Origin of the sequence: Saccharibacillus sp. WB 17, from assembly GCF_008634075.2 — a bacterium.
In the GTDB taxonomy this organism is placed as follows: domain Bacteria; phylum Bacillota; class Bacilli; order Paenibacillales; family Paenibacillaceae; genus Saccharibacillus; species Saccharibacillus brassicae.
This window is the reverse complement of record NZ_VPFK02000026.1, coordinates 18,226-31,922: the sequence shown is the minus strand read 5'-3', so window position 1 is coordinate 31,922 and position 13,697 is coordinate 18,226. Positions and strand designations below refer to the sequence as shown.

The 13,697-nt window shown below is 61.5% G+C and carries 11 protein-coding genes and 1 riboswitch; of the genes, 9 read left to right on the top strand and 2 right to left on the bottom strand.

The window, feature by feature from the left end; translation table 11 throughout:
• Positions 1 to 53: 53 nt before the first annotated feature.
• The 5 genes from FTE24_RS23315 to FTE24_RS14535 all read left to right on the top strand — a co-directional run bounded on the left by FTE24_RS23315 (position 54) and on the right by FTE24_RS14535 (position 8,655).
• Positions 54 to 914 (top strand): hypothetical protein, encoded by an 861-nt coding sequence (locus FTE24_RS23315; RefSeq protein ID WP_237401768.1) that lies wholly within the window; start codon positions 54 to 56, stop codon positions 912 to 914.
• A 245-nt stretch (positions 915 to 1,159) separates the two neighbouring features.
• Positions 1,160 to 2,023 (top strand): LamB/YcsF family protein, encoded by an 864-nt coding sequence (locus tag FTE24_RS14550; RefSeq protein ID WP_150233806.1) that lies wholly within the window; start codon positions 1,160 to 1,162, stop codon positions 2,021 to 2,023.
• A gap of 972 nt (positions 2,024 to 2,995) precedes the next feature.
• Entirely contained in the window at positions 2,996 to 5,401 is a 2,406-nt protein-coding gene (gene pxpB / locus FTE24_RS23305; RefSeq protein ID WP_337190058.1) for a 5-oxoprolinase subunit PxpB, read from the top strand.
• Between the two features lie 314 nt (positions 5,402 to 5,715).
• Positions 5,716 to 7,500 carry a right-handed parallel beta-helix repeat-containing protein gene (locus FTE24_RS14540; protein ID WP_150233802.1) on the top strand — a complete coding sequence of 595 codons (1,785 nt, stop codon included), beginning with the start codon at positions 5,716 to 5,718 and terminating at the stop codon, positions 7,498 to 7,500.
• 333 nt (positions 7,501 to 7,833) lie between these two features.
• Positions 7,834 to 8,655, top strand: a complete 822-nt coding sequence (locus FTE24_RS14535; protein ID WP_150233801.1) for a methyl-accepting chemotaxis protein — start codon at positions 7,834 to 7,836, stop codon at positions 8,653 to 8,655.
• Positions 8,656 to 8,800: 145 nt separating this feature from the next.
• On the opposite strand, the gene FTE24_RS14530 is transcribed toward FTE24_RS14535, so the two are convergent.
• The gene (locus FTE24_RS14530; RefSeq protein ID WP_150233799.1) at positions 8,801 to 9,373 is read right to left on the bottom strand and encodes a 5' nucleotidase, NT5C type; all 573 of its coding nucleotides are present in this window, start codon (positions 9,371 to 9,373) and stop codon (positions 8,801 to 8,803) included.
• A 230-nt stretch (positions 9,374 to 9,603) separates the two neighbouring features.
• Here FTE24_RS14530 and FTE24_RS14525 point away from each other — a divergent pair, with 230 nt between their 5' ends.
• The 3 genes from FTE24_RS14525 to FTE24_RS14515 all read left to right on the top strand — a co-directional run bounded on the left by FTE24_RS14525 (position 9,604) and on the right by FTE24_RS14515 (position 11,381).
• Positions 9,604 to 10,332 (top strand): thermonuclease family protein, encoded by a 729-nt coding sequence (locus FTE24_RS14525; RefSeq protein ID WP_160441775.1) that lies wholly within the window; start codon positions 9,604 to 9,606, stop codon positions 10,330 to 10,332.
• 172 nt (positions 10,333 to 10,504) lie between these two features.
• Positions 10,505 to 10,639, top strand: a riboswitch (guanidine-I (ykkC/yxkD leader).
• A gap of 80 nt (positions 10,640 to 10,719) precedes the next feature.
• Complete coding sequence (locus FTE24_RS14520) at positions 10,720 to 11,067, top strand: SMR family transporter (protein ID WP_150233994.1); 348 nt, start codon at positions 10,720 to 10,722, stop codon at positions 11,065 to 11,067.
• The gene (locus FTE24_RS14515; RefSeq protein ID WP_141448014.1) at positions 11,064 to 11,381 is read left to right on the top strand and encodes a DMT family transporter; all 318 of its coding nucleotides are present in this window, start codon (positions 11,064 to 11,066) and stop codon (positions 11,379 to 11,381) included. Before FTE24_RS14520 ends, FTE24_RS14515 begins: the two co-directional genes overlap by 4 nt.
• Positions 11,382 to 11,895: 514 nt before the next feature.
• Here FTE24_RS14515 and FTE24_RS14510 read toward each other — a convergent pair.
• Positions 11,896 to 12,219: a winged helix-turn-helix transcriptional regulator gene (locus FTE24_RS14510; protein WP_150233993.1), complete on the bottom strand. Its 324-nt coding sequence runs from the start codon at positions 12,217 to 12,219 to the stop codon at positions 11,896 to 11,898.
• A gap of 308 nt (positions 12,220 to 12,527) precedes the next feature.
• On the opposite strand from FTE24_RS14510, the gene FTE24_RS14505 reads away from it, so the two are divergent.
• Positions 12,528 to 13,619: an FAD-dependent monooxygenase gene (locus FTE24_RS14505; RefSeq protein WP_150233795.1), complete on the top strand. Its 1,092-nt coding sequence runs from the start codon at positions 12,528 to 12,530 to the stop codon at positions 13,617 to 13,619.
• Positions 13,620 to 13,697 lie beyond the last annotated feature (78 nt).

The window sequence follows — 13,697 nt, the reverse complement described above, 5'->3', positions numbered from 1 at the left end:
TCCGCGACTGGCCGTTCGACGAGAAATACCGGGCGCTGTATTCCGATCTGTCCGTGGCGGATTTCACGACGGTCGATACCGAACGTTATCTGCGCAATCTGAACTACCAGTACAACAACGGTCTGATCGACCGCGAATTCTATCTGCGCGACGACGATTCCAAGATCAAAGCGGAATTCGTGGCGGGCAAAACAGGCACATACGGCACGTACCTGACCAACAACACGGACGTGTTCGAAGCGACGCTCAAAAACAACCCGGACGCCGAGTTCGCTATCGTGCCTCCGCATGCCGGCGTGCCGGAAGGGCTGGAGCCGCAGGGACGCGCGTACTGGCCGTTCGGCATGATCATGGGCATCAATTACGAATCGACCGATATGGAACGCGCCGCCGTCTGGATGTACCTGGACTGGATGAGCCAGCCGGAGAATCTGTTCTTCCTGCAAAACGGCGTCGAAGGCGAGAACTACAAGCTCGATGCGGAAGGCATCGCCGTACGCGACGCGGACTTCAAAGGCGAATCCGTGCTCGCGCAGAACAACAACAAAGATTACTGGGCACTCGTCACCGAGACGGCGCAGTATCCGGACCCGGAAACGACCCTTGCCGCGAACAAACGCAGCTGGTCTCCTCCGGGCCACGAGTACCTGGTCGAAGACCTGGTCAAATACTACGACGAAGTCGCGGAATTCCGCACGCCCGATGCGCTCTACACCGTCGTGCTGGAGAACGTGAACGACTACAAAGCCGACCTCAACGTCCTGTTCCAGGAACTGTACCTCAAAGTCGCCCTGGCTCCCGAAGACCAGTTCGACAAGCTGTACGAGGAAGCCAAGCAGCAGTACCTCGACGCGGGCTACCAGGAAATCCTGGACGAGAAGCAGGAAGCGATCGATGCGGGGCAGTATAAGTAAATCGTGATCGCGGAAAAAGCATCAGGCAAGCCCGGATTCTCCATGTGGGGCATGGAGAATCCGGGCTTTTGCATGCCAAAGCGGGGAAACATTGAGGAAGATTCGCCGTGCGGTTATAATGGCGGTATTTCAAGGGTGCTTTGCGCAGCGGGCAATCGGATATCGCCACCGCTGCCCGATAAATGGGAAGGCCAAGGGCGGGAAATTCAAGCAGGCTGCGAAAGCCTAAACAGGAGGTCAAGCCGATGGACGAACAAGATTCCGGATGGAGCGAAAAAAGAGCGGACCGATCGACAAGCGAAAAAAAAGCGGACCGACCGACGCCGGGCGGTCCGGCAGATCGTCCGGCCGCCCGGATCGATCTCAACTGCGATCTCGGCGAAAGCTTCGGCGTGTACACGCTCGGGCGCGATGCCGAGATTTTGCCGTACGTTACGTCGGCCAATATCGCCTGCGGCTTCCATGCCGGCGATCCGTCCGTCATGCGGCGGACGGTCCGGCTGGCGCTGGAAGCGGGCGCGGCGATCGGCGCCCACCCCGGGCTGCCGGACCTGGCCGGCTTCGGCCGGCGGAACATGGACGTCTCGGCGGACGAAGTCTACGCCATGACGGTGTACCAGATCGGCGCGCTTGAAGCGATCGTGCGCACCGAAGGCGGAACGCTGCGGCACGTCAAGCCGCACGGCGCGCTGTACAACATGGCCGCGGCCCGGGCGGATCTGGCGGAAGCGATCGCCGAAGCCGTATACCGGACGAACCCGGCCCTCACGCTGCTCGGCCTGGCGGGCAGCGAATCGACCCGCGCCGCCGAGCGGCTCGGGCTGAACGCCGCGCACGAGGCGTTCGCGGACCGCGGCTATCGCGCGGACGGCTCGCTCGTGCCGCGCGGCCTGCCCGGCGCGCTGATCGGCGACGCCGCCGAAGCGGCGGCCCGGGTCGTGCGCATGGCGCTCGAAGGGCGCGTCTCCACTCCGGAGAGTGAAGACGTGCCGCTGCGCGCCGACACCGTCTGCCTGCACGGCGACGGCGCGCACGCTCTGGAATTCGCCCGGCGAATTCGGGCCGCCTGCGAAGCCGCCGGGATCGAAGTGCGGCCGGCCGGTGTTTAGACGGGAGCGGGGGCGCTCGGCGCGGGCGGTGCGGTGCGGTGCGGCGGAGGCGCGGAGCAGGCGGGGCGAGGTGGCGTAGCGCGGAGCAGGGCGAGTTAGGGCAAGGCGGAGTAGAGCGGGGCAGGGTTCGATAAGACATAGCGGACCCAGGCAAAGCGAAGCAAGGCCGGGCGCAGCTGGACGAGACGGAGCCATGCGGTGTTTGGCGCGGAACGGTGGGTAGAGCAAGGCAGGGTGCGATAAGAGGCGACAAAGTGCAATAACAAAGAGTAGATTGGAGCAAGCAGGCAAAGAAAGGCGCAATCAGGCAGAGCAGAGACGCTTTGTGGGAAATAGCTGCGTCAATACAGCTAATTGCTCCGAAAAGCGAGTGTTTAGACGAATAAGTGCCTAGATACATTTAATTTAGCTCTTGAACGGATTTGGAACCAAATTCGAGCGAAATAAGTGTATTTTCGCAGTTATTTGTTCGTGGGATGTGATACGTGCGTAAATAACTGCATCTGTGCAGTTATTTCGCGGCTTGTTTGTTTTTTCGTTGGATAAAGGGTGGGGAAAGAACGGATTTGAGTGGGTTTGAGCAGATCAGGAAGGGAATGCGGATTTTTTTAAAAATAGAATGGCAGGTAGAAGGCAGGAAGAAATCGGCTTGCAAAAGAGTGTTGAGAAAGATGAAGGAAGAGAAAGGAAGACGAGTGGAGGAGGCGGAGCATGGACATGGGAGCAGGTACGGGCAGCGGACGTTCGGATCGGGAAGACGGCGGGCGGGAAGTTGACGGTCGGAAGGATGGTGCAAGGGGACCAAGCGAAACGAGCGAATCAAATACACGAGTAGGACCAAGCGAAAGAAGTCAAACAAGCACACCAATAAAATCAATCAGACCAAGCAAACAAGGCAGATCAAGCGGACCCAACGAACCCGGCACACCAAGCGAATCGCTGCCACGGAGCGCGAACGAAGCGTCCGCAAGCGTGGGAGGCCGGCCGGATCTTGAAGACGGGCAAGATCGGAGCCTGAAGATCGAACCGTTGGGGGAAACGGCGCTTCGGGTCGTTTTGGGAACGGAAATTTCTTCCGGGGTGCAGCGGGACGTGCGGCGTCTGATGCGGCGATTGGAGCAGCGCCCGCTGCCGGGGATGATCGAAGCGGTGCCTTCTTTTGCGGCGGTGACGATTTTTTACGATCCGCTGCGCACGGCGGAACGGCTCGGCGTGCCGGAACATATTCACGGCAAAACGGGACAGGCGGACGCGCAGCGCGCAGATTGGCTGTCCGTGTCCGGGCTTGCCGCGGCTTGGTTGAATCGTCTCTCCGAGGTGGACATTGACGAAGATGCTCTTGGGATTCGGACCGTCGACATTCCGGTTCTCTACGGCGGCGAACATGGCCCGGACCTGGCGTTCGTCGCCGACCGGAACGGCCTGACGGAGCAGCAGGTCGTGGACATTCACGCCGGCGCGGAGTATCCGGTGTACATGATCGGATTCGCGCCCGGATTTCCTTATCTGGGCAGGATGGACGAGCGGATTGCCGCTCCGCGGCTGTCTACGCCGCGTATGTCGGTGCCGGCCGGAGCGGTCGGGATTGCGGGAGCGCAGACCGGGGTGTATCCGGTATCCACGCCGGGCGGATGGAGGATCATCGGGCGGACCCCCGTCGCCTTGTTCCGGGCGGATCGCATGCCGCCGAGCCTGCTGCAGGCGGGCGATCGGGTGAAGTTTTGGCCGATTACGGCCGAGAAGTACGCGGAGCTGGCGGATGCCGGGCTGCGGCACGCCGATACGGGGCCTGCCGCCGATAGCGGGGAGGAGCACGGACAGGAGGCCGAATCGGAATCGGGTGCTGGTCTCGGTGGTGTCGGCGCTGATGCCGGTGCCGAAATCGGCGTTGGCGTCGGCTCCCCAGGGAAGATCGGCTTTGAAAACGAGGCTTGCGAAGATTGCGCCGTACGGGAGCCTGTGCTCGATCCGGCGGAACCTGCCGCCGATTCAGAATCTACGGCTGATTCGGAGGCGGCTTCGGCTCGGGCCGATGCAGGCGGGAAGTCCGTATATGGAGGACTTTCTGGCGCGGAGCAGCCGTCCATCGCGGTGCTGAAGCCCGGGCTGCTGACGACGCTGCAGGATCTGGGCCGTCCGGGCTACCAGCAGTACGGAGTCACGGCCGGCGGCGCGATGGACGCGTACGCGCTGCGCGCGGCGAACCTGCTCGCGGGCAACGCCGAGAGCGAAGCCGCGCTTGAGATTACGTTGACGGGACCTGTGCTTTGCTTCGAGCGCGAGTCGCGGATCGCGCTGACCGGCGCCGATCTGGCGCCTACGATCGGCGGCGAGCCGCTGCCGATGTGGCGGCCCGTCACCGTCCGGGCCGGGGCCGTGCTGGAATTCGGCACGGCCGTGCAGGGCTGCCGCGCGTATCTCGCGCTGGCGGGAGGCTTCGGCGCGCCAGAGGCGCTATCCAGCCGAAGCACGGATCTTCGAGCCGGCCTGGGCGGGCTCGAAGGCCGCGCGCTGCGCGCGGGCGACGTCCTGCATGCGCGGACGCCGACGGCCGCTGCGCGCCCGGCTTCGGGCGGAATCCGGCCCGAAGCGAATTTCGCCGCGGCGGCATGGCACGCCGCGCACGGCTATATCGCCGGCCTTGCGGACTGGGCCGGCTTCCCCGCGGCCGCCGTTCCGGCCGCGACCCCGGCGCCTGCCGAAGCGGCGGCCGCATTCGCGCCTGCCCAAGCGGCGGCATTCGCGCCTGTACAGTCGGCGGCCTCCGACGAGCCTGGCCGTTTTGGAGCGGCCCCCTCCAAGCCTGCCCGTACCGCAGCCGTTGCCGTCACAGCCGTTGCCGCCGCTGCGCGATCCGTATCCGCTTCCAAGTCTGTCCGCTCCTCCGGTCCGGCTGCCGCTGCGGTCTCGGACCCTTCACGTTCCGCGGCCGGGCAATCCGAGGTCGCTTCGACCGCCGCCGTTCGTTTTACCCGCGGCACGCATTACGCGCTTTTCGATGAGGCCAGTCGTGCGGCGCTGGTTGGCGCCGCCTTCGGCGTCACTCCGCAGTCGGACCGGATGGGCTGCCGCTTGTCCGGTCCGACGCTCGGGCTGGAGCAGCCGCTGGAGCTGATCTCCGAAGCGGTCGCGCCAGGGACGGTGCAGGTGCCGCCGGACGGCAGGCCGATCGTGCTGACGGCCGATCGGCAGACGACCGGAGGGTATCCGAGGATCGCGCAGATCGCCGCGGTCGATCTGCGCGTCGTGGCCCAGCTTCGTCCGGGGCAGTCTGTGCGCTTCGTCGAAATTTCGCTGGAAGAAGCGGAGCGGCTGTACATGGAACGCGAGCGGGAAATGGAACGGCTTCGGATCGCCGTTCGGCTGCGCAGCCGTTAGAAGATTCGATCGCGTCGGCAGTCGCGCGTGGATTCGCGTTCTGCGTTTCGCCGCTCCGTTTGCCTGAAAGAAGTGGAACGCAGGTCTATTTCAAGCAGGGCCTGCTCCGACTTGACGGCATAGGGTTTGCAAAAACCAAAAACCGACCAACGCTCCCCGATCGGCCCGATCTATCTGCATGCCGGTTTTCTTTTTACAGATTTAATTATTAATTTTTCTTATATACCGATAAAATGAACTAAACGACATCCCGCCGCAGCTTCGAAAGCTACGGCGGTTTGCGCCAATCCAGAGCGTTCAAGGAGGAACCTTTTTTGCCTTATATTCTAAAATTTGTAGCCACCGCCGCGAGCGCTGCGCTGGCCGCGGCGTCGCTGGCCGCCTGCGCCGCACCCCTTCCCGCCGCCCATTCTGTCGACATGACGTCGGCCTCGGGGAGTGCCGCTTTGCAGGCTGTGGCCGCGCCGTCTTCGGCTTCTTCCGCGGCCGCCAAGCCTGGCACCGCCCCGGTTGCGGCCGCCGCCGCGCCGGCCTCCACTTCGGGATTTGCCGTCGCTACGCCGTCCGCCTCTGGCTACGCCGCTGCGTCGGCCTTCGCCTCAGGTGCCACCGCGCCGTCAGCCGCCGCCGATCCTGCGCCCTATTACTACGTCGCGCCGTCCGGCAGCGACAAGGCCGGTACGGGCGCGCAGGCTCGCCCATGGAAGACCGTGCAGCGCGCCGCGGATGCCGCCATGAAGACCGGCGGCACCGTGTATATGCGCGGCGGCGTGTACGGACAGCGGCTCAAGCTCGCCGGGGAACCGGGCGCGGCGGGATCGGCCGCGCGCCTGACCGTCGCGAGCTATCCGTCGGAGACGGCGGTGCTCGACGGCACGAACCTGTCCGTCGAAGGCACCGGCAGCCTGATCGAGCTGGACGGGGCCAGCCGCTTGACGATCCGCGGCCTGGAACTGCGCAATTACAAGACGTCGAAAGCGGATCGCGTGCCGATCGGTATCCACGTGCACGGGGCCGGCCAAGGCGTCCGCCTGCTGGATAACCGGATCCACGATATCGGCAGCACGGCGGCGCCGATCGGCCGCGAGCTTGCGGGCCGGGACGCGCACGGCATCGCGGTGTACGGCACCGAAGCGCCGGCTTCGATCTCCGACCTGAAGATTGCCGGCAACGAGTTGTACCGGCTGACGCTCGGCTCCAGCGAAGCGCTTGTGCTGAACGGCAACGTCGAGCAGTTCGTCGTGGAGAACAACCGGGTGCACGACAACGACAATATCGGGATCGACGCGATCGGCTTCGAAGGGACGTCGCCGGACGAGCGGTACGACCAGGCCCGGGACGGCGTGATCCGGGGCAACACGGTGACCGGCAGCACCTCGGTGCGCAATCCGTCCTACGGCCGCAGCATTCCGAACGGCAGTTATTCGGCCGGCGGCATCTACGTCGACGGCGGCCGGGATATCGTGATCGAGCATAACCGGACCGAACGCAACGATATCGGCATCGAGATTGCGTCCGAACACTCGGGACGGTCCACTTCGGGCATCGTCGTGCGCAGCAACGTGGTCGTCCGCAACGCGATGACCGGCATCGCGATGGGCGGCTACGACAAAGATCGCGGTTCGACGACGGACAGTATCGTTACCGGCAACACGGTCGCGTACAACGACACGCTGGAATGGGGCACCGGCCAGCTTTACCTTCAGTTCGACGTCAGAAACAATATCATTCGCAACAACATTTTTGCCGCGTCCGCATCCCAAGCGCTGATCCTCAACGAATACGCGGAGAACGTCGGCAGCCGGATCGATGACAATCTGTACTTTGCGCCGAACGCCAAGCAGGCGACCTGGACGTGGAAAAACAAAACGTATACCGGCTTCGCCGCCTACGTCAAAGGTTCCGGAGGCGATGCCCATTCGCTGTTCGCCGATCCGCTGTTCGCGGACCCGGCATCCGGCAGCTTCCGGCTGCAGGCCGGTTCGCCCGCTTCCCGCTCCGGCGTCGCCGACCCGGTGTTGGCCGCCGCTCCCGATCCGGACGGCATGCCGCGCGGCACCGGAAACGGAGGACGCCCGAGCCGCGGCGCCTACGAATAGCCGGGCGCAAGCCGCTCCGGGGGATAAAACGCTATCGATCTCAAGAGGCAGATTCGGCCCGAATCGCAGAGCGCGATTTGCGCCTGAATTGTCTCTTTCGGCAGGGTAACTTTGCTTCGATCGAACCTTGTCCTTTGCGGGGCGATCCTGTAGCATGATTTTTACGTTAAACGGATTTGCGGCACATCCCCGTACGCCGCTTGAACGGTATCCTCACATTCGCACCGGAGCGATCATGGGTTTTTCCGTATCCAGCCGTCTTGCTTATCCGTCCGCTTCTTTCGGTCGATATAACATATTAAGGCAAAAATACTTTTTGGAGGAAACCCCCTTATGACAAAAGGAATCGATTCCCTGGATACGTTGGCCGCGGTCATCCCTCTGCTCAAAGCGGCTCTGCCGGTCGAAGTGTCCATTGCGCTGTGCGACAACGAAAAGTTTACGGCCTATTGGCCGGGCGCGCATATCGATTTGAAGATCCAGCCGGGGCAGCTGTTGCAGCAGGAAGAGCCATTGATGCAGGCGATCCGCGACGATCAGCCGATGCGAGCGGAAGTGCCGGCGGAGTTTTACGGGTTTGCGTTTACGGGCACGGCGACGCCGGTCAAAAACGCATCGGGGCGCATTATCGGCGGTATCGCGGTTCAGGTGCGCCGGCACAGCGAACTGATCGAGATCGCCGACCGGATCGCGGGCGCGCTTGGCCATGCGAACGAGCGGATCGCGCAGATCGCGGAAGGGTCGGGGAATCTGGCGGAAGTATCGCACGAACTGCTGGACCTGTCGCGGGAAGCGGAGCAGAACGCCCACGGGGCGGACGGCGTCGTGCGGATGATCAAGGAAGTGGCGGACCAGACACACATGCTCGGCATCAACGCGGCGATCGAAGCGGCGCATGCCGGCGACAAAGGCGCGGGATTCGGCATCGTCGCGTCCGAGATCCGCAAGCTGTCCGGGCAGACGGTGACTTCGACGAACAGCATCCGGGACACGCTCGGCACGTTCAAAAAGCTGACGGCGCAGATGAGCGGTTCGGTGGAGCGTATCGCCGGCACGGGCCAGGATCAGGCGCAGTCGACGGAGCAGCTGTCGGCGATGATCGAAGAGATTCGCGAAATGGCGCTCAAGTTGAACGATTTCGCGAAGCAGCTGTAGACCTTTTTTTAGAAACGGATTCTTGTTGCGCAAAAAAAGCCCGAACCGACAGACGTGGGAACGTCTTCGGTTCGGGCTTTTGTCATATCTGCCGCGTCTGCTCGGTCGGAACGGTCGGTTCGTTCGGAACCGTCGAAACGGCGGATTATCCTTTTGCCGGAAAGCCGGGGCCCGACAACACGTGGTTGACCAGATCGCCCATGCCGTCCCACGAACCTTTCATCAGGAACTCGTCCTGAAGCTTGAGGTTCCACGGTCTCGGAATGCCGATCGTCCGCTTGCCGGCGTCGCGCGCGGCGAGCAGATTATGCGGTCCGTCGTCGATCAGCAGATCGAATTCGAGCAGCGATTTGCGCTTGGCGACGAAGAAGTTCTCGAACGGGATAAACGGCATATGCCGCTGCAGCCAGGCCCACTTCTCCGGGACGGCCGTCGGCCGCGCTGCCGTAACGATAATGACGTCGTGCTCTTCGCTGATGCGGCGCACTTCCCCGATCGTATGCTCGTCGAACACTTCAAGTTCTTCGTACAGCTTCGGCCGCCCGAAGAAAATCTCTTCGTTGCATTCCGGGTGCCAGATGCTGCTGAGATCGAAGCTGAGTACCTGTTCGATCGTCAGCTGCAGGTCCGGATACGCGGCGTTATGGTAATGAATGGCCCTCGGCACCAGATGACAGATCGTGTCGTCCATGTCGATGGCTACGATTTTTTTACTCATGATAGTCCTCTCCCGCTTGAAAAAATAGTGATGGCTTTCGCAAAATTACATATACTTGCATTGTAACGAAGTTGACGCGCGATGGCAAAGAATTGGCGCGATTTTGCAGGTTTTCCGCGTGTTCAAGGTTGCCTTTTGCCGAAAAAAAGGGTATGAACCCTAGAGCGTCGATACGCCGCGCAAGCGGTCGGAGGCTCTTTTAGACAAACTTGATGAACGGAGGAACGCCGATGACACCCCCAAACCATCCGGGCCCGGGCGGCTCCGGGTCAAATCGTCAGCCAAGCGGTGGCAAGCCCAAACGCAGCCTGTACTCGATCCTCGCCACCGTGATCGTGCTGGGCCTGCTTCTGTTTACCGATACGGGTCGCGGCCTGTTGGGCGGTCTGCTGGACGGCGGCGGCGAATCGCCGCAGGCGGAGAACGCGCAGCCGGGCGCAGCGGGACAGTCCGAAGACGCGCCGCAGAACGGTTCGCCGGGCGACAGCGCCCAGCCTTCGGCCGAGGCCGACGGAAAGATTACGGCCGAAGTAGAGCGTACGGTCGACGGAGATACGTTTATCGCGAACTTCGAAGACGGCAGCCGCGAGCGTGTGCGCATGCTGCTGATCGACACGCCGGAGACGAAAAAAGAAGGCACGGCCGTGCAGCCGTTCGGACCGGAAGCGAGCGAATACGCGAAAAAGCGCCTGACCGGACAAACGGTCGAACTGGAATTCGACGACGAGCCGCGCGATCAATACGACCGGATGCTGGCCTACGTCTATCTGGACGGCGAACTGGTCAACGAAGAGATGCTGGAGCAGGGATTCGCGCGCGTCGTCGTCTATAAGCCGAACGATAAATACGTCGAGTCTTTCCGCGAAATCCAGAACGAGGCCAAGCGCAAAAAGCTCGGCGTATGGAGCATCGACGGCTACGCCGACAACCGCGGCTTCCATCCGGAAGCGGCGCGGTGAGAAGCGAAACCCGGACGCTGCGCCGGCTCGGCTTGGTTTGAAGCGACCCGGCTTGAAGCGACTCGACCCGAAGAGACCTGACTTGAACCGACCCGATCCGGAACTGAATCAGACTGGCGAACCGGTTGACCTCGGGGGACGGTTGTGTATAATGAAGGGAACAATCACATGAGCGAATGTTTTCTAGGGTTCCGCGGCCGCAACGGCCGGACAGGTCCGAGAGAAGACCGCGACAGGAAAGCGTCGACCGGCCGTATGCCCGGTTGACGAACCTATCGCGCCACGGAGGGACAAAAGCCCGGGAGATGAACTGCGACAAGCGGTTTATTCTCCCGGGCTTTTTTACGTTTACGGTGGTTGAAAAAGGAGGATGTATCCATGAAAAACATTAACCAAATCTGGTTGTCCGTCATTGTTGCCGCCCTGTTCGAAGTCGGCTGGGTCATCGGGCTCAAACATGCGGCAGGACTCTGGGAATGGCTGGCGACGGGCATCGCGATCGTCATAAGCTTCTACCTGATGATCGCCGCGTCCCGCACGCTGCCGGTCGGCACCGTCTACGCCGTGTTCGTCGGACTCGGCACCGCAGGCACCGTTGTGGCGGAAATTGTGCTGCTGGGTGCCGAAGTCCAGCCGTCCAAACTGATTCTGATCGGTACGCTGCTGCTTGGCGTCATCGGCTTGAAGCTGCTGAGCGGAAGCAAGCATAACGGAAAAGGAGGCGCGCATTCATGAACTGGACTTTTTTGATTCTGGCCGGCGTATTCGAGATGTTCGGCGTATTGATGATCAACAAGCTGCATCAAGAGCGCAGTATCAAAGCTTTTCTGCTCATGGCGGGCGGCTTCGTACTCAGCTTCGTCCTGCTGAGTCTTGCGATGGAGACGCTGCCGATGGGCACGGCCTACGCCGTCTGGACCGGCATCGGCGCTTCGGGCGGCGCGATTCTGGGCATGGTCTTCTACGGCGAATCGCGCAGCCTGCTGCGCCTCGCATGCATCGCGCTGGTGCTGGGCTCGGCGGTGGGGCTGAAGCTGGTAAGCGGGTGACGCGTGCGGTCCGGGGGGAGGGCGAGGCGCAGGACCGGCGGCGAGCGGACGGAGGCCGGGGGAGCTCGGTCCGGGCTAACGAATCGTCATAACGCTATATGGCCGGATTCGCGGATTTTGGGCCGCTAACGAATCGTAGTGTCGCTATTTCGGGCAAAAGGCGCTTTTACACGCTTAATTTTGGATATAGCGTTATATAGATTCGTTAAAAGTAGACATTGGCATAATAAGGTCGTTTAACGACATCAGGATTCGTTAAAAGTAGACATTGGCATAATAAGGTCGTTTAACGACATTAGGATTCGTTAAAAGCCAGCCGCAACACGAAAACGCGCTATAACGACACGAAGATCCGCTGCCCCGCCCTCGCCCCTTGCCGCCCAAAATACCACGAAAAAGAGACGTCCCGACGGGACGTCTCTTTTTCGTGATCGATCCTGCCGGAAGTGCCGCTGTCGATCGACGCCGTTGGCCGAGAACGCCGCACGGACTTTTTTGACGACGCTGTACGGGGTTAGGCCTGTTCCTGCTCGATCTTGATCCAGCGCGTCGCCCAGCCCTGGATGTCGTCCATCAAGGGCGCGAGGTCGCGGCCCATGTCGGTCAGCGAATATTCGATCCGCACGGGCTTTTCGGGATAGACGGTGCGCAGCACGATGCCGGCTTCTTCCAATTCTTTGAGGCGCTCGGACAGCACTTTGCCGCTCAGGTTGGACAGGGAAGTCTCGATGTCCACGAAACGGCGCGGGCCGTCCAGCAGGCGATAAATGATCAGGGTCGTCCAGCGTTTGCTGAGCAGCTCGATGGCTCTTTCGAATCTCGGGCACAATTGGTTCAGCTCTGCTGCCAAAGGAATCACTCTCCGTAGTTGGATTGATGGGACGCTTGCGAAAAGTCGGTCGGGAAATCTATGTCCATAAGCCCGAACGTGCGGGCCGTGCAAGGTTGAAGGTAGGCGGTGTTTTCCACTTTATTATACAGGAGTGATTAAAATAAACAAGCTTACAATTCGTAATAATTAAAACTTGACTTCGTACCATTTATTAAATATACTCGGTTACATAAAGTAATGTACGCACATGCGCGTATAAGCGGCACTACCGCGTATCTGTTCCTGTCGGAGCACCCGCAATCGGAGGAAAAAAGATGGAACGACATACCGAAATTTGTATCGTGGGCGGAGGCCCGGCCGGGACTTTGCTGGCGTGCCTGCTGGCGCGCCGCGGCGCGGACGTCGTGCTGATCGAGAAGCAGTCGGCTCCGGGGCCTTCTTTTCGCGGAGAAATATTGAATAACGACGGCGAGCGCGTGCTGCGCAAGCACGGGCTGCTGGACAAAGTAGCGCCGGAAGCGGTGCTGCCGCTGATCCGGCTCGAATATTGGGACAATCGGCGCGTCGTGAAGACGATCCTGCCGGAGATGGAGAACGGCAACGTGGGTATCCATATTCCGCAGGCCGATCTGCTGCGCCCGATGCTGGACGAAGCGGCCGCGTATCCGAACTTCACCTACCTGCCCGGCACGACGGTGCGCGGTCTGCTGCAGGGCGAAGACGGCCGGTACACCGGCGTCAAGATCCGTAGAGCGGACGGCAGCGACGAAGAGATTCGCAGCCGCATCGTGGTCGGCGCAGACGGCCGGTATTCGTCCGTCCGCCGGCATGCGGGCATAACGTCCAGTACGGAAGGACACGGTTACGACCTGCTGTGGGCCAGAATTCCGGCGCCGGCCGATTGGGAACCGGTCATGTGCTCGACGATCCAGAACGGGCAGCAGCTGCATCTGTTCACGCAGGCGCGCGGCTACGTCCAGGTCGGTTGGAACATCCGGGAAGATTCGTACAAGGAACTGCGCAAGCGGCCGTTCGAGGAGCTGACCGACACGCTGATTCAGGCTTTTCCGAAGCTGGAGTCGAGCGTCCGGGCCCATATTAAGTCGTGGCGGGACTTCGTGCTGCTGGACATCTTCAGCAGCCGCTCGGACCGCTGGGCCCGGCCGGGCCTCGTGCTGATCGGCGACGCGGCGCATACGATGACGCCTACGGGAGCTTTCGGGCTGAACGAAGCGCTCACGGACGCGGACGTGCTGCACGAAGAACTGCTGGTCTGCATGGAGCAGCTTCAGGATACGAGCCTGCCGCTCGAACGGCTGGAGCAGCGCCGGCGCGGCGACGTGGAACGCCGGCAGCGCGAACAGCTCGTGATGGAACAGGGATATGCCCAAAATTTTAATATTTAACAATTAACTGGTCGATAATAGACAGAACGGCGATAAACTGAAGAGATCCGATCCCGGAATACCGAAAATTTTAAATTC